The sequence below is a fragment of the Pseudonocardia sp. ICBG1034 genome (genome assembly GCF_020131375.1).
In the GTDB taxonomy this organism is placed as follows: Bacteria; Actinomycetota; Actinomycetes; order Mycobacteriales; family Pseudonocardiaceae; genus Pseudonocardia; species Pseudonocardia alni.
Genome location: NZ_JAHLEK010000017.1, coordinates 1,085,104 through 1,105,604, shown reverse-complemented (window position 1 = coordinate 1,105,604; position 20,501 = coordinate 1,085,104). Strand labels below are relative to the sequence as shown.

Annotated in this window: 19 protein-coding genes; 11 read left to right on the top strand and 8 right to left on the bottom strand. The window is 76.8% G+C overall.

Annotation, left to right across the window (positions count from 1 at the left end):
* Positions 1-52 precede the first annotated feature (52 nt).
* The gene (locus KPF22_RS19870) at positions 53-952 is read right to left on the bottom strand and encodes a serine protease (RefSeq protein ID WP_224402935.1); all 900 of its coding nucleotides are present in this window, start codon (positions 950-952) and stop codon (positions 53-55) included.
* Between the two features lie 397 nt (positions 953-1,349).
* On the opposite strand from KPF22_RS19870, the gene KPF22_RS32745 reads away from it, so the two are divergent.
* The 5 genes from KPF22_RS32745 to KPF22_RS19845 all read left to right on the top strand — a co-directional run bounded on the left by KPF22_RS32745 (position 1,350) and on the right by KPF22_RS19845 (position 7,611).
* Complete coding sequence (locus KPF22_RS32745; RefSeq protein ID WP_224402934.1) at positions 1,350-2,753, top strand: CARDB domain-containing protein; 1,404 nt, start codon at positions 1,350-1,352, stop codon at positions 2,751-2,753.
* A gap of 140 nt (positions 2,754-2,893) precedes the next feature.
* A complete protein-coding gene (locus KPF22_RS19860) occupies positions 2,894-4,564 on the top strand; it encodes an FAD-binding dehydrogenase (RefSeq protein ID WP_224402933.1) in 1,671 nt (556 codons plus the stop codon).
* 54 nt (positions 4,565-4,618) lie between these two features.
* Positions 4,619-5,599, top strand: a complete 981-nt coding sequence (locus KPF22_RS19855) for a 2Fe-2S iron-sulfur cluster-binding protein (protein WP_374107513.1) — start codon at positions 4,619-4,621, stop codon at positions 5,597-5,599.
* Between the two features lie 38 nt (positions 5,600-5,637).
* Positions 5,638-6,843: a cytochrome P450 gene (locus tag KPF22_RS19850; protein WP_224402931.1), complete on the top strand. Its 1,206-nt coding sequence runs from the start codon at positions 5,638-5,640 to the stop codon at positions 6,841-6,843.
* On the top strand, positions 6,844-7,611 hold the full coding sequence (locus KPF22_RS19845; RefSeq protein ID WP_224402930.1) for an IclR family transcriptional regulator: 768 nt from the start codon (positions 6,844-6,846) through the stop codon (positions 7,609-7,611). It abuts the gene before it with no gap.
* Between the two features lie 6 nt (positions 7,612-7,617).
* Here the strand turns inward: KPF22_RS19845 and KPF22_RS19840 are convergent, their stop codons facing one another.
* Both KPF22_RS19840 and KPF22_RS19835 read right to left on the bottom strand, forming a co-directional pair.
* Positions 7,618-8,448 carry an alpha/beta fold hydrolase gene (locus tag KPF22_RS19840; RefSeq protein WP_224402929.1) on the bottom strand — a complete coding sequence of 277 codons (831 nt, stop codon included), beginning with the start codon at positions 8,446-8,448 and terminating at the stop codon, positions 7,618-7,620.
* Between the two features lie 73 nt (positions 8,449-8,521).
* Positions 8,522-9,763: a CdaR family transcriptional regulator gene (locus KPF22_RS19835; RefSeq protein ID WP_224402928.1), complete on the bottom strand. Its 1,242-nt coding sequence runs from the start codon at positions 9,761-9,763 to the stop codon at positions 8,522-8,524.
* A gap of 135 nt (positions 9,764-9,898) precedes the next feature.
* Between KPF22_RS19835 and KPF22_RS19830 the strand changes: the two genes are divergently transcribed.
* Positions 9,899-10,678: an SDR family NAD(P)-dependent oxidoreductase gene (locus KPF22_RS19830; protein ID WP_178375313.1), complete on the top strand. Its 780-nt coding sequence runs from the start codon at positions 9,899-9,901 to the stop codon at positions 10,676-10,678.
* A 10-nt stretch (positions 10,679-10,688) separates the two neighbouring features.
* Here the strand turns inward: KPF22_RS19830 and KPF22_RS19825 are convergent, their stop codons facing one another.
* The gene (locus KPF22_RS19825; protein ID WP_208824463.1) at positions 10,689-11,324 is read right to left on the bottom strand and encodes a TetR/AcrR family transcriptional regulator; all 636 of its coding nucleotides are present in this window, start codon (positions 11,322-11,324) and stop codon (positions 10,689-10,691) included.
* 153 nt (positions 11,325-11,477) lie between these two features.
* Here KPF22_RS19825 and KPF22_RS19820 point away from each other — a divergent pair, with 153 nt between their 5' ends.
* A complete protein-coding gene (locus tag KPF22_RS19820; protein WP_062402044.1) occupies positions 11,478-12,272 on the top strand; it encodes an SDR family NAD(P)-dependent oxidoreductase in 795 nt (264 codons plus the stop codon).
* Between the two features lie 25 nt (positions 12,273-12,297).
* On the opposite strand, the gene KPF22_RS19815 is transcribed toward KPF22_RS19820, so the two are convergent.
* Positions 12,298-13,110, bottom strand: coding sequence for a YhjD/YihY/BrkB family envelope integrity protein (locus tag KPF22_RS19815; RefSeq protein ID WP_208824465.1), 813 nt, complete (start codon positions 13,108-13,110; stop codon positions 12,298-12,300).
* 36 nt (positions 13,111-13,146) lie between these two features.
* Here KPF22_RS19815 and KPF22_RS19810 point away from each other — a divergent pair, with 36 nt between their 5' ends.
* Positions 13,147-13,827: a CDP-alcohol phosphatidyltransferase family protein gene (locus KPF22_RS19810; protein WP_224402927.1), complete on the top strand. Its 681-nt coding sequence runs from the start codon at positions 13,147-13,149 to the stop codon at positions 13,825-13,827.
* Here KPF22_RS19810 and KPF22_RS19805 read toward each other — a convergent pair.
* Together KPF22_RS19805 and KPF22_RS19800 are read right to left on the bottom strand one after the other, a co-directional pair.
* A complete protein-coding gene (locus KPF22_RS19805) occupies positions 13,727-15,280 on the bottom strand; it encodes an NAD(P)/FAD-dependent oxidoreductase (RefSeq protein WP_224402926.1) in 1,554 nt (517 codons plus the stop codon). The genes KPF22_RS19810 and KPF22_RS19805 overlap by 101 nt on opposite strands.
* The gene (locus KPF22_RS19800) at positions 15,277-16,416 is read right to left on the bottom strand and encodes a glycosyltransferase family 2 protein (protein WP_224402925.1); all 1,140 of its coding nucleotides are present in this window, start codon (positions 16,414-16,416) and stop codon (positions 15,277-15,279) included. The genes KPF22_RS19805 and KPF22_RS19800 overlap by 4 nt, the downstream gene beginning before the upstream one ends.
* A 126-nt stretch (positions 16,417-16,542) precedes the next feature.
* Between KPF22_RS19800 and KPF22_RS19795 the strand changes: the two genes are divergently transcribed.
* From KPF22_RS19795 to KPF22_RS19785, 3 genes are read left to right on the top strand one after another with little or no spacing between them, the layout of a single operon-like run.
* Positions 16,543-17,427: a carotenoid biosynthesis protein gene (locus KPF22_RS19795; RefSeq protein WP_224402924.1), complete on the top strand. Its 885-nt coding sequence runs from the start codon at positions 16,543-16,545 to the stop codon at positions 17,425-17,427.
* The gene (locus KPF22_RS19790; RefSeq protein ID WP_307799692.1) at positions 17,424-18,989 is read left to right on the top strand and encodes an FAD-dependent oxidoreductase; all 1,566 of its coding nucleotides are present in this window, start codon (positions 17,424-17,426) and stop codon (positions 18,987-18,989) included. Before KPF22_RS19795 ends, KPF22_RS19790 begins: the two co-directional genes overlap by 4 nt.
* A gap of 8 nt (positions 18,990-18,997) precedes the next feature.
* Positions 18,998-19,789, top strand: a complete 792-nt coding sequence (locus KPF22_RS19785; protein WP_224402923.1) for an endonuclease/exonuclease/phosphatase family protein — start codon at positions 18,998-19,000, stop codon at positions 19,787-19,789.
* 4 nt (positions 19,790-19,793) lie between these two features.
* On the opposite strand, the gene KPF22_RS19780 is transcribed toward KPF22_RS19785, so the two are convergent.
* Positions 19,794-20,483, bottom strand: a complete 690-nt coding sequence (locus KPF22_RS19780; RefSeq protein ID WP_208824475.1) for a TVP38/TMEM64 family protein — start codon at positions 20,481-20,483, stop codon at positions 19,794-19,796.
* Between the last annotated feature and the right edge of the window lie 18 nt (positions 20,484-20,501).

Sequence of the window (20,501 nt, the reverse complement as noted above, 5' to 3'; positions counted from 1 at the left end):
GCGGCCAGGTACAGCGCGACCTGGCGGCGGTCCCACCAGGCGACGAGCCGGCTCAGTCGGTGCCCCCGGCCGAGCGGTACGCCGACTGCACGGCCGGGCCGAGGTCGGCGCCGTAGGAGACGTCGGGGGAGTCCCCGCCCTCCTGGTAGCCACCGGTGACGGCCAGGATCTCGGAGTCGTCCGGGCCGGTCAGCCACGGGCCGCCGCTGGAACCCTGGTCGAGGCCGGGCTGGTCGAGCTGCCACTGGTCCTCGTCGAGCGTCCCGGCGGTGCCGGACACCGTCGTCGCGTCCTCGTCGCCGTCGTTGTAGCCGACCGCGGTCACGGGGGTGTCGTCGCCGCCGGTGCCGGATGCGCCGAAGGCGAGCCGGTAGGCGCCGGTGACCTGCTGGATCGGCGGGGCGTCCGGCCGGGAGACCGTCAGGAACGCGACGTCGGAGTCGGGGTCGCCGCTCTCCAGCCAGCCCGGGGGGACCGCGGCGGCGGTGACGGTCCAGTAGCCGAAGGGGGCGGTGCCGTCGTCGTAGCCGGGGGCGAAGCTCATGCCCGTCCGGGCCGGGGTGCCGTCGCCGTCGGCCACGCAGTGCGCGGCGGTGACGACGAGGTCGCCGGTGGCGGACTCGACCACCGAGGCGGAGCAGAAGTGGTCACCGGGGTCCTCCGCCGCCCCGTCGAACAGGGCGCCGGTCGCGGGCCGCGCGACCGGGGTGCCGTCGGGGGCCGTCACGGCCGGGAGGGACGGTCCTGTCACGACCGGGACGACCGCAGCCGGGTCGGCACCGGTGCCGGCCGTCGCCGCCGCGGCGGTCGTCACCTGCGGTGGTGTCGTGGGCGTCCACGACGGAACCGCGAGCGCGACGCCGACGGACGCCGCGAGCGCGGCGCCGATCAGCCCGGGGACGTGCCACCGCGGGGAGGAGGGGCCGTGGCCGGGCCGGGTGTCGGTCCGCACGTCCACCTCCCCCGCTCGTCCCGCTGACCGGATCAACGGTAGAGGGCACTCCTGTGATCCGTCGGCCGGACCGCTGTGGACGCGCTGTGGATCCCGGTCCGGTCGGGTGGTCGGCCCCGCCCGCGGGCGGACCGGAGGCCGGTGTCCGACGACCGGTCCGGCGTGTCCGCCCGCGTGTCGCCGTTGCGTCGACGGTGGGAGCCGACCGTGCCCCGACCGGCTCACCTGGTGATGCTCCGAGTGGTTCATCAGCTCTGATGAGGTCGTGTAGCGCCCGTGACCGCCGCCACGACACACGGGCCGTCGGGAGCGCAGAGGCCCCGGCGACGACGGCCCGGGGACGGGCGGAGCGGTGGAGGCAGTCATGGCGCGTCGGGTCGGGGAGCACGGAGCACGGGTGGGCGGACGACGCCTGCTGGCGGCCGCGCTGGTGGCGGCGGTCGGGCTCGTCCCGCTCGTCGCCGGGACCGCCGCCGCCGCCGACGGCGTCCGGGTCGGCAACGACCAGATCCCGGCGTGCGGCGCGACGGTGAGCCCGACCGGCTACTGCACGGCCGTCCGTAACGCCGGCACCGCCGCCGTCGTCGACGACGCCCGGGCCCGCACCGGACGCGGCTACCTGCGCCTGGACACCCCCGGCGGCGGTGACAAGGTCACCGTGTACGCCCAGGCCTTCAACGGGCGCAAGCTCTCGGAGATCACCGACCTCGAGTACCAGACCCTCGTCGAGCAGGGCAACGACTCGCGGCAGGTCCCCGCGCTCAACATCCCGGTCAACCCGAACAAGGCAGGCTCCACGTTCACCACGCTGGTGTTCGAGCCCGTCTACACCGCGACCACGCCGCTGCAGGACGGGACCTGGCAGACGTGGCCGGCGTCGAGCACCGGCGGCGGGTGGTGGGCCAGTGGGACGGACCCCGTCACCGGTGTGCCCAACAAGTACGGCTTCGACAGCTACACCGCCGACTTCGCCGCGGTGAAGGCCGCGCTGCCCGACGCCGTCATCACCGGCGGGATCGCGGTCAACCAGGGCAGCGGCAACCCGGGGCTGCGCTCCGGCGTCGACAACCTGCGGATCAACGGCACCACGGTCGACTTCGACAACCCGGTCGTCCCCACCGCGCTCGCCGCGACCGGCGGCAACGGGCAGAGCGCCCAGGTCCGCACCGCCTTCGCCCAGCCGCTGTCGGCCACCCTCACCGGAGCGGGCAACGCCCCGGTGGCGGGCCAGGACGTCACCTTCACGGTGACCGGCGGCAGTGCCGCCTTCCCCGGCGGGGCCACCGCCACCGCCACCACCGGCGCCGACGGCGTCGCCACCAGCCCGGCGCTGTCGGCCGGTGCCACCGCGGGCCCGGTGACGGTCACCGCCACCGCCGGCACACTGAGCACCACCTTCGCCCTCACCGTGACCCCCGCGCCGGTGATCCCGCGGGAGGCCGACCTCTCGATCGTGCTCGGCGTGCCGAACACGATGAAGGCGGGCACCACCGTCCCCGTCACCGTGACCATCCGCAACGCGGGCCCGGCCGCCGCGACCCGGGTGGCCGGTGCCGTCACCCTCCCGACCGGCCTGCGGGCCACCGCGGCCCCGGGCGGGATCGTCAGCGGCGGCCGCAGCGTCGCCTACCTGGTCCCGAGCATCGCCGCGGGCACCGAGCGGACCTTCACGGTCACCGTGACCGTGGACCGCACGGCGGCCGGGGCACGGACCCTCGACGCGGGCGTCGCCCCGTCGCAGGTCCGTGACCCGAAGCTCACGAACAACGCCGCACGGGTGACCACGACCGTCGTGCGCTGACCCGGGGTCCCGACGGGCGGATCGCGGCGCACGGGCGCCGCGACCCGCCCGTCACCCGTTCCCGGCTCCGGATCTGATACGTCTGTGCACACCGGCCGCCCCTGCCGGGGTGCGGTGGGCCGGCGACGAACGGGAGTGGCATGGACGCGGACGTGATCGTCGTCGGGGCCGGGCTGGCCGGTCTGGTCGCCACCCACGAGCTGACCCGGCGGGGCCGCCGGGTCGCCGTCGTCGACCAGGAGGGGCCGGTCGACCTGGGCGGGCAGGCGTGGTGGTCCTTCGGCGGCATCTTCCTCGTCGACAGCCCCGAGCAGCGGCGCATGCGGGTGCACGACTCGGTCGAGCTGGCCTGGAGCGACTGGCAGGGCAGCGCCGGGTTCGACCGCCTCGACGACGAGGACACCCATGCCGCGCGCTGGGCCCGCGCCTACGTCGAGTTCGCCGCGGGGGAGAAGCGCTCCTACCTCACCGAGCTGGGCATCTCCTTCCTCCCCACGGTCGGCTGGGCCGAGCGCGGCGACCTCACCGCCACCGGCCACGGCAACTCCGTGCCCCGCTTCCACGTCAGCTGGGGGACCGGCACGGGCGTCGTCGGACCGTTCGTCGACTCCGCCCTGCGCGCCGCCGAGGCCGGGCTGGTGACCTTCCACCACCGGCACCGCGTCGACGGGCTGGTCCGTACCGACGGCGCCGTCACCGGCGTCCGCGGCGCCGTCCTCGCGCCGGACGACTCGCCGCGCGGCGCCCCCAGCAACCGCGACGTGACCGGGGAGTTCACCCTCTCCGCGCCCGCGGTCGTCCTGGCCACCGGCGGGATCGGCGCGAACCACGAGATGGTCCGCCGGTACTGGCCCGAGCGGATGGGCACCCCGCCGTCGTCGATGATCACCGGGGTGCCCGCCTACGTGGACGGCCGGATGCTCGACATCGCCGCCGACGCGGGCGTGCGGCTGGTCAACCGCGACCGCATGTGGCACTACACCGAGGGCGTCGTGAACTGGGACCCGGTCTGGCCCGGCCACGCCATCCGCATCCTGCCCGGGCCGTCGTCGATGTGGTTTGACGCGCTGGGGCGGCGGCTGCCCGCGCCGTACCTGCCCGGCTACGACACCCTCGGCACCCTGCGCCACCTGCGCACCACCCCGGACATCGCGCCCTACGACCACTCGTGGTTCGTGCTCACCCAGAAGATCGTCGAGAAGGAGTTCGCGCTGTCGGGCTCCGAGCAGAACCCCGACATCACCTCCGGTCGCCGCAGCGCCTTCCTCCGCGAACGGCTGCTCAGCCGGGGTGCGCCCGGCCCGGTCGAGGCGTTCACGACCCACGGGGAGGACTTCGTCGTCGCCGACACCCTCGACGAGCTCGTCGCGGGGATGAACGCCCTCACCGACGCCCCGCCGCTCGACCCGGCCCTGATCCGCGGCCAGATCGAGGCCCGCGACCGGCAGCTGGCCCACCCCTACAGCAAGGACACCCAGGTCCAGGGCATCCACAACGCCCGCCGCTCGCTCGGTGACCGGATCGGGCGGGTCGCGGCGCCGCACCGGATCCTCGACCCCGCCGCCGGTCCGCTGATCGGGGTGAAGCTGCACGTGCTGACCCGCAAGACCCTCGGCGGGATCCAGACCGACCTCGACTCCCGCGCCCTCGACGCCCACGGCGAACCGATCCCCGGGCTCTACGCGGCGGGGGAGGCCGCCGGGTTCGGCGGGGGTGGGGTGCACGGCTACAACGCGCTGGAGGGCACGTTCCTCGGTGGCTGCATCTTATCCGGCCGGGCCGCCGGGCGGAGTCTCGCGGGAACCGTCTGAACCCGGTCTCTCACTGAGCGAGAGTCGCCTTCCCGGGCGGTGGCCGCGCGACGGATGCTCGGCTCCTCGACGACGAGGGGAGCGACGGTGACCGGTGCCGAGAACCGCACGGTCCGGGTGGCGGGCCGCCACCGGGAGTCCGACGGCGTGGTGTCGCTGGAGCTGGTCGCCGCCGACGGCGGGCGGCTGCCGGACTGGACCCCCGGCGCGCACGTCGACCTCGTGCTGCCCGGCGGGCACACCCGTCAGTACTCGCTGTGCGGGGACCGGTGGGACGCCCACCGCTACCGGGTCGCCGTGCTGCGCGAGCCCGCCGGACGCGGCGGCTCGGCCTGGGTCCACGACCGCCTCGCGGTCGGGGACGAGATCGGGCTCGGCGGGCCGCGCAACAACTTCCCGCTGGTCCCGGCCCCGCGCTACCTGTTCGTCGCGGGCGGCATCGGGATCACCCCGATCCTGCCGATGATCACCACGGCGGACCTGCTCGGCGCGGACTGGGCGCTGCTCTACGGCGGCCGTACCCGCGCGTCGATGGCGTTCACCCGCGAGCTCGAGGTCCACGGGGACCGGGTCCGGATCGTCCCGCAGGACGAGCACGGCCTGCTCGACCTCCCCGGCTTCCTGGGGCGGCCCACCCCGGACACCCGGGTGTACGGCTGCGGTCCCGCCCCGCTGCTCGCGGCGCTGGCCGAGACCACGGCCGGGTGGCCGTCGCACACGGTGCGGACCGAGCGCTTCGTGCCGCGCGCGACCGGCCCGGTCCGCGACACCGCCTTCGCGGTCCACCTCGCCCGCCGCGGGACCGAGGTGACCGTGCCGCCCGGGCGCAGCGTGCTCGACGCGGTCGCCGACGCCGGCGTCGACGTCCTGTCCTCCTGCCGGCAGGGCACCTGCGGGACCTGCGAGACGACCGTGCTGGCGGGCGAGCCGGACCACCGCGACTCCGTCCTCGACGACGACGAGCGCGCCGCCGCCGACTGCATGCTCGTCTGCGTCTCGCGCTCGGTCGGCCCGCGCCTGGTCCTCGACCTCTGAGCCGTACCCCGACCCGACCCGACCGGAAGGCGGCGCCCATGACGGCCGCGCTCGACCACCTGCCCACCACCGACGTCGACCCGTTCGACCCCGCGGTCCTCACCGACCCGCTCGGGTTCCACGAGGAGCTCCGCGCCGCGGGCCCGCTGGTCCGGCTCACCCGCCACGACGTGCTCGCCCTCGGCCGCTACGCCGATGTCCGGGCCGCGCTCGTCGACTGGCAGTCCTTCCGGTCCGGGGCCGGGGTGGGGCTCGCGAACTTCCACACCGAGGCGCCGTGGCGGCCGCCGTCGCTGCTGCTGGAGGCCGACCCGCCGCACCACGACGCGCCCCGCCGCGTGCTCGGGAAGGTCCTCGGCCCCCGGGCGCTGCGCGTGCTGCGGGAACGCTGGGCGGCCGACGCCGAGATCCTCGTCGACGAGGTGCTGGCCGGCGGGTACGAGTTCGACGCCGTCCCCGCGATCGCCGAGGCGTTCCCGCTGCGCGTGTTCCCCGACGCCGTCGGGCTGCCCGAGCAGGGCCGGGAGAACCTGCTGCCCTACGGTGACCTGCTGTTCAACGCCTTCGGCCCGCGCAACGCGCTGCTGGAGGAGAAGCTCCCGCGGCTGGGGGAGCTCTCGGCCTGGGTGAACGCCCAGTGCGCCCGCGAGGCCCTGGCCGGGGAGGGGTTCGGCGCCGACATCTGGGCCGCCGCCGACCGCGGCGACATCACCGCCGAGCAGGCTCCGCTGGTCGTGCGGTCGCTCCTGTCGGCCGGGGTCGACACCACCGTCACCGGGCTCGCGGCGGTGCTGCACGCCGTCGCCCGGTACCCGGAGCAGTGGGCGCGGCTGCGCGCCGACCCCGGGCTCGCCCGGGTCGCGTTCGACGAGGCGGTCCGCTGGGAGTCACCGGTACAGACCTTCTTCCGCACGACGGCGACCGATACCGAGCTCGCCGGCGTGCCGATCCCGGCCGGGCGCAAGGTGCTGATGTTCCTCGGCTCGGCGAACCGGGACCCCCGGCACTGGGGCCCCGGCGCGGGCACCTTCGATCTCGACCGCGACCCGTCGGGCCACGTCGGGTTCGGGATGGGTCTGCACCAGTGCGTCGGCCAGCACGTCGCCCGGCTGGAGGCCGAGGCGGTGCTGACCGCGCTCGCCGCGCGGGTCGCGACGATCACCCCCGCCGGACCGCCGCGCCGGCGGCCGAACAACACCATGCGCGCCTGGGCGTCGATGCCGCTGCGGGTCACACCCGTCTAGGTGCAGACTCCACCCGTGGTCGCGGGCGAACCGGTGCTGGCCCGGGCGGTGCGGATCCTGTCGGTGTTCGAGCCCGGGCGGGCCGAGCTGGGCGTCGCCGAGATCGCCCGCGCCTCCGGGCTGCACGTCGCGACCGCGTCCCGGCTGGTCGGGCAGCTCGTCGAGCAGGGGCTGCTCACCCGCACCGGCTCCGGGCGGCTGCGGATCGGGATGCGGCTGTGGGAGCTGGGGCAGCGGGCGTCGCCGACGCTGACCCTGCGGGCCGCGGCGCTGCCGTTCCTCGGGGACCTGCACGCCGTCGTCGGGCACCACGTGCAGCTGGGTGTCCTCGACGGCGACGAGGTCATCTTCCTGGAGCGGCTCTCCGCGCCCGGGGCGGTGGTCAACCTGACCCGGATCGCCGGGCGGCTGCCGCTGCACGTCTCGTCGTCGGGGCTGGTGCTGCTCGCCCACGCACCGCCCGAGCAGCAGGAACGGGTGCTCGCGGCGCCCCTGGAACGACGGACCCCCGCCACGGTGACCGACCCGGACCGGCTGCGGGTCCTGCTCGCCCGTGTCCGGCGCGACGGCCACGTCGTCACCGAGGGCCACGTGCACCCCGACGCGACCGGTGTCGCGGTCCCGGTGCGTGGCCGGGACGGGGCCGTCGTCGCGGCGCTGTCGACGGTGCAGCCGCACGACGGCCGGGCCCGCACCCTCGTCCCGGCGCTGCGCGCCGCGGCCCACGGCATCGCCCGGGCGCACGGAGGGGGAGACCCCGCGCCCTGAGTGCGTTCAGCCGAGGAACTTCTCCACCACCGCGTCGAACGCGGCCGGGTTCTCCAGGAACACGAAGTGCGAGTTCGCCTCGTCGGACCCGAACACGTGCAGCACCGCGCCGGGGACACGGTCGGCGATCCAACGCTGCGACTCCGGGCTCACGTGGCTGCCCTCGCACCCGAGGACCAGCGTCGGGACGTCGATCCGGGGGAGCACGTCGCGCCAGTCCTGTGCGCAGTGGTCGAACAGCAGCGGTACCCCGGCGTGGGCGGGGGTGTGGGTGATCTCCCGGGCGACCAGGGTCCAGACGTCGTCGGCGGGGGTGCCGGAGAACATCGAGCGGACGAACGCCTCCCGCACCGTGTCCCCGTCGGGGCCGGCGAGGCTGCCGGCGAGGTCCAGCAGGCCGCCGACGTCGAAGATGGCGCCCGAACCGGCCTGCTCCTGCGCCGGCATCCACGGCACCGCGGCGACGGCCGCGGGCTGGTCGACCAGCACCAGCCGGCCGATCCGGCCCGTGCCGTGGGTGTCGATGTGGCTCCACAGCACCGAGGCGCCCATGGACCAGCCGAGCAGGTCGGCACGGTCGAGACCGAGGTGGTCGAGCAGCTCGACGAGGTCCTGCGCGAGCCGGGCGATGCGGTAGCCGTGGTGCGGCTTGTCCGAGACGCCGTGCCCGCGCTGGTCGTAGGTGACCACGCGGCGCCGCGCGCCGAGGCCGGTGAACTGGTGGGCGAACATCGCCTGGGTCTGGCCCCAGCCGTGCAGCATCACCAGCGGGACGCCCTCCCCGCCGGAGTCGCGGTAGTCGAGCGTCACACCGTCGGCGGTGGTGAAGGTGGGCATCGGTGTCCTCCTCGGGTCCGCGGAGGAGTCTGGGCCGCAGTGGCGCCGGTCACCACCGCCGGTGGTCGAGGGATCAGGCCGGTCCGTGCTCCGTCTGTCGAAGCTCCCGGCCGGGTGCCGGGTGCCGGGCCGCGACGACGTCGAGCGCGACCAGCCCCAGGTGCAGCGCCAGCCGGGTCGCGCCGTCGGAGACGTCGAGGCCGGTGAGCCGGGTGACCCGGTCGAGCCGGTAGTAGAGCGAGGTGCGGTGGATGTGCAGGCGGGCGGCCGCGGCCGGGCCGTTGCCCGCCTCGTCGAGGTAGGCGCGGACGGTGGCCACCAGCCGTCCGTCGGGGTCGGCGGCACGCAGCCGGCGCACCTCGTCGGGGACGACGTCGTCGGTCAGCAGGGCCGGCGGGAGAGCGAGCAGCGGGCCGAGCGCCCCGAGCCCGGCCCACCGGGCGACCGGGGGGCGGAGCCCCAGCTCGGCAGCCGTGCACGCGGTCCGGGCCCGCGCCGCCGACCCGGCCAGCAGCCCCGGTGCGGGGGCCGGGTCGCCGATCCCGGCGACGCAGCGGAAGCGGCCGTGGGCCAGCTCGCCGACGCGGTCGACGACCCGGCGCACCCGCGCGGGGAGGTCCTCGGAACCGGGCGTCGGCGGCGCGGCGAGCAGGACCGCGGTGCCGCCGGCGACGGCGGTGAGCCACCCGTCGGTCCCGTCGCGGCGGCGCCCGGACAGGGCCGTGCGCAGGGCGATCCCGGCGTGCTCGTGGTGCCCGTCCGCCCCGGGCACCACGACGACGACGGCCGTCGTGCCCGGCTCCGGCGCCCGGCCCGCCGCGGCGAGGGCGGCCGCCGCCCGGCCCCGGGCCACCGGGTCGTCGCCGACGAGGTCGAGCACCCGGCGCTCGTCCTCGCGGGCCGCGTCGGCGGTGCGTGCCAGGTCCTGCAGCGACAGGGCCAGCTGCTCGGCGACCGCGGTGATGCGCCCGAGCTCGCCGGTGGTCAGCGAGCCGTCGGCGTCCATCACCATCAGCAGCGCCAGCAGCCGGCCCTCCCAGCGGACCGGGACGCACACCCGGGCGTGCATGCCCAGCTCGTCGCTGGCCGGGATGATCCCGGGACGGGTCCAGGACAGCACGCCCTGGGAGAGCACGTAGCCGCGGACGCGGGGCTCCGCGCCGCGGTTGAGCACCGCCGCGACGCGGGTGGGGTCCGCGTCGCCGTAGTGCGCGCTCGCGTAGAGGACCTGCACGGCGGGGTCGTCGACGACGACCGACCGGGACAGCTCCTCGGCGAGCCGGTCGATCAGCGCCGTCGCCGCGTCACCGAGCACCCGGCGATCCTACAGACGGAGCACACCGCGGCCGCCCCGTTCGTCGGCGGACGGTGTCGGCCGCACGCACCGCGGGCGCACCGTGGCCCGGAGCAGGGGACGGCGCGGCAGGCACGACGAGGCGGGGAGGGTCCGGTGCGGGATCTGGAGGGCCGGGTGGCGGTGGTGTTCGGCGCGGGGTCGGGCGGGCGGGGGACGAGCAACGGCGAGGCCGCGGCGCTGGCCTACGCCGGGGCCGGTGCGGTCGTCGCCGCGGTCGACCGCGACACCGCCGAGGCCGCCCGGGTGGCGGGGGAGATCACCCGGGCCGGTGGCGCGGCGCTGGCGGTCACCGCCGACGTCACCGACGAGGACGACGTCGCCCGCGCCGTCGCCGCGGTCGTGGACACCCTCGGGGTGCCGCACGTGCTGCACAACAACGTCGGCGCCGCGGTGCTCGGCGAGGTCGTCGACCTCGACCTCGCCGGATGGAACCGGGCGCTCGCGCTGAACCTGACCAGCGCCTACCTGACCTGCCGGCACACGCTGCCGCACATGCGCGCCGCCGGGCGCGGGGCGATCGTGAACGTGTCGTCGCTGGCCGCGATCCGCGACACCGGCTACGTCTACCCCGCCTACAGCGCGGCCAAGGCCGGCGTCGACCAGCTGACCGTGTCGCTGGCGCTGACCTACGCCCGCGACGGGATCCGCGCCAACGCGGTGCTGCCCGGCCTGATCGACACCCCGATGGTGCGCGAGCAGGTCGTGGACGACCCCGGCGCGCTGGCCGCCCGGCACGAGGTGAGCCCCACCGGCCGGATGGGCTCCCCGCACGACGTCGCCCAGGCCGCGCTGTTCCTCGCGTCGGACCGCGCCGCCTACGTCAACGGGGTCTGCCTGCCCGTCGACGGCGGGCTGTCCGCGCGGTCGCGGTGAGGCCCGGCGCTCAGCAGGTCCCGGCGCCCGCGCCGACCGGCACCGGGCGCAGGGTCAGCGGCAGCAGGTCGCGGACCTCGGCGCGCAGGGTGTCCAACGCGTGCGGGTCGTCGCCGGTGAGGAACCCCAGCAGGGCCTGCTGGAACACGCCGTCGACCATCCCGTAGGCGGCGTGCGGGCTCAGCGCGACCGCGGTGCCGGTGAGGTCGGCGTAGCGGGTGACGACCCGCCACACCATGTCCTCCAGGGTGCGGTCGATCTGCCCGACGGCCTCGCGCAGGTTCGGCTCGAACATGCTCTGGGCGCGCAGGTCGTACCAGAGGCGGTGCATCGGGGCCTCGTCGACGATCGTCTCGCACAGCTTGTCCGCGAACGCGGTGACCAGGCCGTCGGCCGTCGTCGCGTCGGCGACGGCGCCGTCGTAGCGGGTCACGCACACCGCCTTGTACTGCCGCACGCAGTAGACGATCAGCTCCAGCTTGTCGGCGAAGTAGTAGTGCACGACGCCGTGGCTGTACGGGGAGTTCTGCGCGATCTCGCGCAGCGACGCCCGGGCGTAGCCGAGCTCGCCGAGGGTCTGCAGAGCCGAGTCGGCCAGCGCTCGGCGGCGCGCGTCGTGCTTGTCGACCGGGTTCGCCCGTGCCACGCGGCCCCCTCCCGTCGTCCGCCGGGAGCCACTGTAACCGACCGCTGCGCCTCCGGCGCCGTCGTTCTGGACGCCCGCCCGACGATATCTTGACAACTGGTCAGAGATCGCGGCAGGGTGTGGCCCACATCACCGATCGACACTGGAGTCGCCGTGACGCAGATCGACCTGACCGGACGCACCGTGCTCGTGACCGGGGGCGCACAGGGGCTGGGCGAGGGGATGGCCCGCGCGCTGGCCGACTCGGGCGGCCGGGTCGTCGTCGCCGACCTGCAGGACGAGGCGGGCGGCACGCTCGCGAAGTCCCTGGGGGAGCAGCACGGGTTCGTGCACCTGGACGTCACCGACGACGCCTCGTGGACCGCCGCGGTCGCCGAGACCGTGGAGCGGTTCGGCGGCCTCGACGTCGTCGTCAACAACGCGGGCGTCGAGGTCACCCAGCTGCTCGTCGACACCGAGCCCGACGACGTCCGCCGGATGCTCGAGGTCAACCTGCTCGGCACGATGCTCGGCATCAAGCACGCCTTCCGTGCCATGCGCCCGGGTGGCGCGGCGGGCCGCGGTGGGGCCGTGATCAACGTGGCCTCGGTCGCCGCGACCATCGCGTTCCCCTCCATCGGCGGCTACTCCGCGACCAAGTCCGGCGTCGACCGGCTCACCCGGGTCGCGGCGATGGAGTCGGGCAAGCTCGGCTACGGGGTGCGGGTCAACTGCGTGTACCCCGGACTCGTCCCGACCGCGATGGGGCAGAAGCTCGCCGTCGAGACCGCCGGGCTCGGGCTGTTCGAGAGCCCGGAGGCCGCGGTCGGCGCGGTGGTCGAGCTGACCCCGTCGGGCCGGCTCGGCGAGGTCGCCGACATCGCCGACGCGGTCGCCTTCCTGGCCTCCGACGCCGCCCGGTTCGTCAACGGCGCCGGCCTGCCGGTCGACGGCGGCATGGGCATGTGACCCGCCGGGTCCCCGCCGCCCGGGATCACCGGTCCCGGGCGGCGAGGACCTCGTCGAGCACCACGGTGGCGCGGAACCCGCACAGCACCAGGATGTGCAGCAGGTAGAGCCACAGCGCCAGCGCCGACACCGTCCCCACCACGGGGAGCCCGGCGAACGGTGCCGACCACTCGATCGGGATGGCCAGGAACAGCAGGAAACCCTGCAGGAACCCGGCCAGCACCGACCCGGTGCCGAACGCGCCGAGCACCAGCGCGCGCCGGCCCAGCCGCCCCGGCCCGACGAGCCCGAACACCGCGAGCAGCGCGGTCGACAGCGTCACCCACACCACGTGGAACGCCACGACGACGCCCCACACCAGCGACCAGCCACCCGCGGCGTAGAGCGGCCCGACGTAGGGCGCCGCGCCCAGCACGACCAGCACGAGGAACGGCGCGACCGCCGCGACCCCGAGCAGCCCGGCGCGGCCGCGCCAGCCGGTGAGCCGGTCGCGGGCTGCGGACATCTGGACGAACGCGCGGCGCAGGCCCTCGCCGTAGAGGCTGGCCGGGAACAGCACGACCAGCGCCTGCCACCAGGCCATCGACAGCGACACCGCGGCCAGTGTGCGCAGCGCCTCGGGCGTGCCGTGCCCGCCGGGGAGCCCGCCGATCGCCGCCTCCATCGCCGTGGTCACCGTCCCCGGCCCGGCCAGCGCGCCGACGCCCCACAGCGCGACCATCGCCAGCGGCACCAGTCCGATCACCCCGAAGTAGGTCGCACCGGCGGCCCACAGCGCGATGTCGCTGCCGGGGAAGGTGCTCCCGAGCCGGCGGGCGAGGGCGCGGGCCCGGTTCACGGCGCGCCCCCGCTGCGGCGCTGGCACGCTGGTCCGATGACGACCGGGGACGACGACGGCTGGTCGGTCCTGCACGGCGGCATCCGGCCCTCCCCGGTGGTGCGCGGCTGGCTCCGGATGGTGCGGGTCCTCTCCGCGGGCCCGGTGGCCCGGGTCCCGCCGGACGTACTGTCGGCGTCCGGCGTGGTCGTGCTGGCCGGGGCGTGGGCGGTCGCGCTGGCCGGGGCGCCGTGGACGGCGGCGACGGCCCTGCTCGTCGTCGCCGCGGGGGTGCTCGACGGCCTCGACGGCGCCGTCGCGTTGCGCACCGGGCGGGCCCGGCCGCTGGGTGCGGTGGTCGACGCCGTCGCCGACCGCCTCGGGGACCTGCTGCTCGGGGCGGTGCTGGTCGCGCTCGGCGCCGCGCCCGGCTGGGTCCTCGCGGCGCTCGCGCTGGTGTTCGTGCACGAGTTCCTGCGGGCCCGCGCGCAGTCGGTCGGCATGCCGGGGGTGGGCGCGGTGACCGTCGCCGAGCGGCCGACCCGGCTGGTCGTGGTCGCCCTGCCCGCACTCGGTGCGGCGGTGCTCCCGGCCGGCCCGCCGCTGGTCGGGGTGTCGTGGGGGACCGTCTTCGCCCTCACCTGGACGGTCCTGGGCGCGGTCGGGCTGGCGCAGCTCGCGGTGGGCGTGGTCCGGACGATCCCGCCGCGGTTCCCGGAGTCCCCGCCGGGCCGATGAGCCCGGCGACGATCTCGGCCGACATCAGCACCAGCGGGATGCCGCCGCCCGGGTGCGCTGACCCGCCCACCAGGTAGAGGCCCGGCACCGGTCCGCGGTTGGCGGGCCGGCGCAGCGCGGCCCGGGGGCCGTGCGAGGCGGTGCCGTAGATCGCGCCGCCCGGCGAACCGGTGCGCCGCTCCAGCTCGGCCGGGGTCAGGACCTCGGCGAACCGCAGGCGGTCGCGCACGTCGGCGCCGCGGGCGGCGAGCACGCCGAGCACACGGTCCCGGTAGCGCTCCGCGAGCCCGGGGGCGTCCCAGTCGACACCGCGCCCCGGGGCGTGCAGGGGTGCGTTGACCAGCACGAACCAGCCCTCGGAGGCGTCGTCGGGGCGCAGCGCCGGGTCGTCGGGGGCGTGCACGTAGACCGTCGGGTCGGGCACCGGGCGGGGCTCGCGACCGAAGATCGCGTCGAACTCGGCGTGCTGGTCGCGCGGGAACCAGACCCGGTGCGCCGGCCCGGGCTCCCGGCCGGACAGCCCGAGCAGCAGCACGAACCCGGCGGTCGAGCGGGGCGTGCGGCGCAGCCGCCTGCGGGCCCGGCGCGCGACGTCGCGGGGGAGCAGCCGCTCGTGCAGCACGTGCGCGTCGACCCCGGAGACGACGACGTCGGCGCGCACCTCGCGGCCCCCGGCCCGGACACCGGCGGCCCGGCCGCGCTCCACGACGACCTCGTCGACGGCCGTGCCCGGGTGCAGCGTGACGCCGAGGGCGACGCAGCGGTCCACGACGGCGTCGACGATGCGGCGCAGCCCGCCCGGCACCCACCACGCGCCGAACTCCTGCTCGACGAAGGCGGTCACCGCCAGCACCGCCGGTGTGCGACGCGGGTCGGAACCGGAGTAGGTGGCGTAGCGGTTCAGCCAGGTCCGCAGCCGCGGGTCGGGCAGCAGCCGCGCGCCCAGCCCGTCGAGGGTCCGCCACGGCGCGACCGCGCGCAGGTCGGACGGGCGGGCGCTCATCCGGGCGAGCGCGGCCGTGGTGAGCGGGCGGCGCAGGACCGGCTCGCCGACGAGGTCCCACAGCCGTCGCGAGTGCTCGTGCAGCGCCGTCCAGGACGCGCCGGCGCCGTCGCCCAGGGCGGCGTCGAGGGCGGCCGGGACCGCGGCCGTGGCGTGCGGGAGGTCCAGCCGCGTGCCGTCGGCGAAGACGTGGCCGCAGGCCGGGTCGACCGGCGTGACCGGCAGGTCCGCGGGACCGCCGGTCGCGGCGAACAGGTCGTCGAGCAGGTCCGGCATCGTGAGCAGCGACGGGCCGGTGTCGAAGGTGAACCCGTCCCGGGTGACGACGCCGAGCTTCCCGCCCGGGGTGTCGGCCCGCTCGAACACGGTGACCGCGTGCCCGGCGGCGGCCAGCCGCGCCGCCGCCGCGAGCCCGCCCAGCCCGGCGCCGACCACCACGACCCGGCTCACAGCGCACGCCCCTTCCAGCTCAGCGTGCCGCGCAGCCTGCCCGCCCACGAGGACGCGAGCAGCCCGAGCAGGGCCAGCACCGACACCGGGTGGGCGAGCGCGTCGACCGCGCCGCCGCCGCCCGACGGCCCGGTGACCCACCGCGCGGCGGGCACCCGCCCGGCGACGGCGGCGGCGTACCCGAGCAGCCCGGCCCGCGACCCGGTCAGCGCGGCGAGCGCGGGCAGCACGTTGACCAGTACCAGCCCGGCGCCGACCGCGACCGCCCCGGCGGGCGAGCCGAACGCCGCCCACAGCGACTTGCGGTAGCCCGCCCGCAGCTCCGCGCCGGTCGCGTACATCCGGCAGGACGCGACCTGCGACCCGTCGGCGATGCCGGTCCGGCCCCCGGCGGCGCGGACCGCCCGGGCCAGCCCGATGTCGTCGAGCACGGCGCCCGACACCGCCGCCCAGCCGCCCGCCCGGGCCAGTGCGGCCGCCTCGACCAGCAGGAACTGTCCGTTCGCGACGGCCATCGATCTCCGTCCGGACCGTTCCGCGACGGCCAGCGGGAGCGTCGTCAGCCACGACCAGGCCAGCAGCGGTTGCACCAGCCGGCCGAGCGGGCCGGAGGCGATCTGCCGCGGCCACGGGCACAGCAGGTCCAGCGGCCGGTCCCGGTCGCGCAGCAGCGCCACCGCGGCGGCGACGGCGTGCGGGACGAGGACGACGTCGGCGTCGACGAAGACGAGGACCTCGCCGCGGGCGGCCGCGGCCAGCGCGGCACAGGCGTGCGGCTTGCCCAGCACCCCGGGCGGGGGCGGGGTGCCGGTGAGCACCCGCAGCCGGGGGTCACCGCCGGCCGCGGTACGGACGACGGCGGCGGTCCCGTCGGTGGAGCCGTCGTCGAGGACGAGGATCTCGACGTCGGCCAGCCCGCGCTGCCCGGTCAGCGCCCGCACCGTCGGCGCGATCCGGTGTGCCTCGTCGCGGGCCGGGACCAGCACCGACACCGGCACGGTCACCGTGGGCGGCGCGGCGGGCGGGCGTCGCAGCCCGGCCCGGTTCACCCAGGCCTGCACCGTCCCGGCCGCGGCGAGGACGGACCCGGCGGCCACGAGCGGACGGACGGCGCGCAGCGGCCGGCGGAGGAGCACGCAGGCGACCCTACGGAGGGGGCGGCCCGGCCGCGCGACGTCGCCGCGGCCGCGGACGACGCGCGGGTGTGCCCGGGTGGTGGCACCGTGGGACCACCCCCGACCGGACCGTGTGGAGGTTCCCGCGTGGCGTTGGCCGCTTCCCCCCGGGCACTGCGCACGGCCCTGCCCGCCTGGGTGCTGGTCGCCGGAGCGGTGACCGTCCAGATCCTCTACCCGCTCACCCCCGCCCCGCTGCGGACGTCGGTGACGGTGCTGAGCGTGGCGGTGTTCTTCCTGGCCGCGGTCGCCGACGTCGTCCGGGTGCACGGCACCCGGGGCGGGCTGGTGCTGCTCGGCGTCGCGGGCGGCGGGGGACTGGTCGCGGAGTCCGTCGGGCTGGCCACGGGGTGGCCGTTCGGCGCCTACGCCTACACCGGGACCCTCGGCGCCGAGGTGGCCGGTGTCCCGCTGGTCGTGCCGATGGCCTGGGCGATGATGGCGTGGCCCGCGCTGGTCGTGGGCAGGGCGCTGGCCCGGCGCGGGGCGGGGACCGTCGCCGTCGGTGCGTTCGCCCTGGCCGCCTGGGACGTGTTCCTCGACCCGCAGATGGTCGACGCGGGCCACTGGGTCTGGGCGCGTCCCGACCCGGGTCTCCCGCTGGTGCCCGGCATCCCGCTGACCAACTACGCCGGCTGGCTGGTCGTCTCGCTGCTGATCGTCGGGACGCTGCACCGTGCGCTGCCCGGCGGCCCAAGGCGCTCGGGGCCCGCGGCCGCGCTGTACCTGTGGGTCTACGCCTCCTCGGTGCTCGCCCACCTGGTGTTCTTCGGCCTGCCCGGCTCGGCCCTGGTCGGCGGGGTGCTGATGGGGCTGGTCGCGGTCCCGTACGCGCTCGTCCTGCGCCGCGACCGCGCCGCCCACCGCCCCGGGGCCCGCCACCGCGGTGCCCACGACTCCGCTGCCCACGACTCCGCTGCCCGCCACCCCGGCGGACACGGTCCGCACGTCCGTCCCGGAGGGACCCTGTGACCGACCCGCTGCGGCACCGCGCCGCACCGCTGCGCATGCGCCGACGACGGCTGGTGACCCCCGACCCGCTGCTGCCGCGTGCGGTGCCCGCCGGGTCGGAGGCGGTCGTCGTCGGCGGCGGGATCGCCGGGGTGTCCGCGGCGGTGGTACTGGCCGAACGCGGGGTGCGGGTCACCCTGCTCGAGGCGGCCGACCACCTCGGCGGACGGCTCGGGGCCTGGCCGCACACCCTCTCCGACGGCACCGTCGCGCAGGTCGAGCACGGCTTCCACGCCTTCTTCCGGCAGTACTACACCTGGCGGTCGATCCTGCGCCGTGCCGACCCGCAGCTGTCGTTCCTGCGCCCGGTCGGGCACTACCCGGTGATCTCCGCGCGGTGGCCCGACGAGGACCTGTCGGGGCTGCCCGCCGCCCCGCCGTTCAACCTGCTCGCGCTGGCGCTGCGCAGCCGGAGCCTGTCGCGCCGGGAGCTCACCTCCGCCGACCCCGACGCCGGACGCGCCCTGCTGGCCTACGACCGGGCCACCACCACGACCGAGCTCGACGGCGTCGACGCCGCGTCGTTCCTCGACCGGCTCGGGATGACCGAGCGCACCCGCAGCATGCTGTTCGAGGCGTTCGCCCGGTCGTTCTTCTGCAACCAGGGCGACCTGTCCGCCGCCGAGCTCGTCGCGATGTTCCACTACTACTTCCTCGGCAACCCCGAGGGCATCGCCTTCGACGCCCCGTGCACCGACCACGCCACCGCCGTGTGGCAGCCGCTGTGGCGCCACCTGACCTCCCTCGGGGCGCAGGTCCGCACCGGGGCGCGGGTCACCGCGGTGCACCCCGACGGTGCCGGCTGGCGGGTCGAGGGCCCCGGGGCGACCACCACCCGGCACCTCGTGCTCGCCCTCGACCCGGGTGCGCTGCGCGCGGTGGTCACCGGCTCACCCGGGCTGGCGACGACGGCGCCGCGGCTGCACGCACAGTGTGCGGCGCTGCGCGTCGCGCCCCCGTTCGCGGTCAGCAGGCTGTGGCTGGACCGCGACGTCGACCCGGGACGGGCGGTGTTCAGCGCCGTCAGCGGGCAGCCGACCCTGGACTCGGTCACCGTCTACTCCCGGCTGGAGGAACCCTCGGCCCGGTGGGCCGCCGGGACCGGCGGGTCGGTGGTGGAGCTGCACTCCTACTCCTGCGCCGAGCCCGACGCGGCGTCCGCCGCGGCGGCGCTGCGCGCCGAGCTGGCCGTGCTGTGGCCCGAGACCGCGGACGCGACGGTCCTCGACCGGTACGACCGGCTGGAGGCCACCGCGCCCGCGTTCCCGCCCGGGACGGCGGGCACCCGGCCGGGGGTGCGGACCGACGCGCGCGGTCTGCGGGTGGCCGGCGACTTCGTGGAGACGCCCTACCTCGCCGGGCTGATGGAGCGTTCGTCGATGTCGGGGGTGCTCGCGGCGAACGACGTGCTCGCCGAGCTGGGGGCGGCCGCCGAACCGGTCGACGGGATCCCGCAGCGCGGGCTGCTCGCCGGCGTCCCGGCGCTGCGCGGGGCCCGCGGGCGCCACGCCGCGACCCGCTGACCGCGGCCGTGCGGGTCGCGTCGCTGAACCTCGCCTCCGGACGTGGGGCGGACGGGCGGTACCTGACCGGCCCCGCGCTCGGGGCGGCCGTCGCCGGGGTCGGCGCCGACGTCGTCGCGGTGCAGGAGGTCGACACCGGCCAGTCCCGCTCGGCGGGCGACGACCAGCCGTCGCTGCTCGCGGCCGGGCTCGGTGCCGTGGACTGGCGCTGCGCCGCGACCATGCACGGCGAGCCGCGTCCGGACCCGCTGCCGTCGTGGACCCCGCTCGACCCCCCGGTCCTGCGCGGTCCCGGCGACCCCGCGCCCGGGCCGCGCTACGGCGTCGCGCTGTTCTCCCGGCTCCCGGTGCGCCGCTGGCACGTGCTGGGGTTCGAGGCCGGCCGGGCCCGGCTGCCGGTGCCGGTGCCCGCCCCCGGCGGGGGGACCCGGCTCGCCTGGTTCCCCGACGAGCCGCGCGTCGCCGTCGCCGCGGAGCTGGGGATGCTCACGGTGGTGGCGACCCATCTGTCGTTCGCCCCGCCGACGGCGGTCCGCCAGCTCCGGGCGCTGCGGCGCTGGACGGCACGGCTGCCCGGGCCGGTGGTCCTCGCCGGGGACCTGAACCTGCCCGGCTCGCTCCCCGCGACGGTGACCGGCGGCCGGCGGCTCGTCGACGGGCGGACGTTCCCGGCGGCGACGCCGCGCGCCCAGCTCGACCACCTGATCGCGCTCGGCCGCCTGACCGGGCGGGACCCGGCCGTGCTGCAGCTCGACGTCGGTGACCACCGCGCCGTCGCCGCGACGGTCGGGCCCGGCTGAGTCCTCAGCCGTCCGCGGGCGGGTCGGCGCGTGAGCGGACCGGCCGGCGCCGGGCCAGGACGACCCCGGTCAGCACGACGACCGCGAGCCCGGCCACCGACACCAGGAACGGCAGCGACCCGGGGTCGGTGCCGAACGCGCCGACCGCGACCAGCGCCGTCGTACCCGGGGTGACCCCCAGGACGGTGCCGAGGAGGTAGTGCCGGAACCGGACCGCGGTCAGCCCCCACAGCAGGTTCAGCACCGAGTACGGCAGGACCGGCGCGAGCCGGACCCCCACCACGGCCAGGAGGCCGCGACGGCGCACCACGTCGTCGACCACCGCCATCCGCTCCGCACCCCGGCCCGAGCGGTCCACCAGCCGCAGCACCGTGTCCCGGCCCAGCCGCCGCGCCAGGGCGAACCCGACCGCCGCGCCGGCGAACTTCCCGGCGAGCGTGGCGGGCAGCCCCTCGCCGAACCCGAACAGCACCCCGCCGAGCACGGCGAGCAGGCTGACCGGCACCGGGGTGAGCGACAGCCCGGCGTACAGCGCCGCCCACAGCAGCGGTCCCGCCCATCCGGTCCCGGCCAGGCCGTCGCGGAGCTGCTCCACCGAGGGCACCCCGACGGCGACCGCGACGGCGACCGCGACACCCACCAGCGCCACCAGCAGGACGGGACGCCAGAGGCGGGCGACGACGGGCCCGGTCACCGGGCTCCGGCGGGCGGT

Bases quoted from the DNA above. Each gene is read 5' to 3' on its own strand.
- KPF22_RS19860 (WP_224402933.1), top strand. From the start codon at position 2,894: ATGGACGCGGACGTGATCGTCGTCGGGGCCGGGCTGGCCGGTCTGGTC.
- KPF22_RS19855 (WP_374107513.1), top strand. From the start codon at position 4,619: ATGCTCGGCTCCTCGACGACGAGGGGAGCGACGGTGACCGGTGCCGAG.
- KPF22_RS19850 (WP_224402931.1), top strand. From the start codon at position 5,638: ATGACGGCCGCGCTCGACCACCTGCCCACCACCGACGTCGACCCGTTC.
- KPF22_RS19840 (WP_224402929.1), bottom strand. From the start codon at position 8,448: ATGCCCACCTTCACCACCGCCGACGGTGTGACGCTCGACTACCGCGAC.
- KPF22_RS19810 (WP_224402927.1), top strand. From the start codon at position 13,147: ATGACGACCGGGGACGACGACGGCTGGTCGGTCCTGCACGGCGGCATC.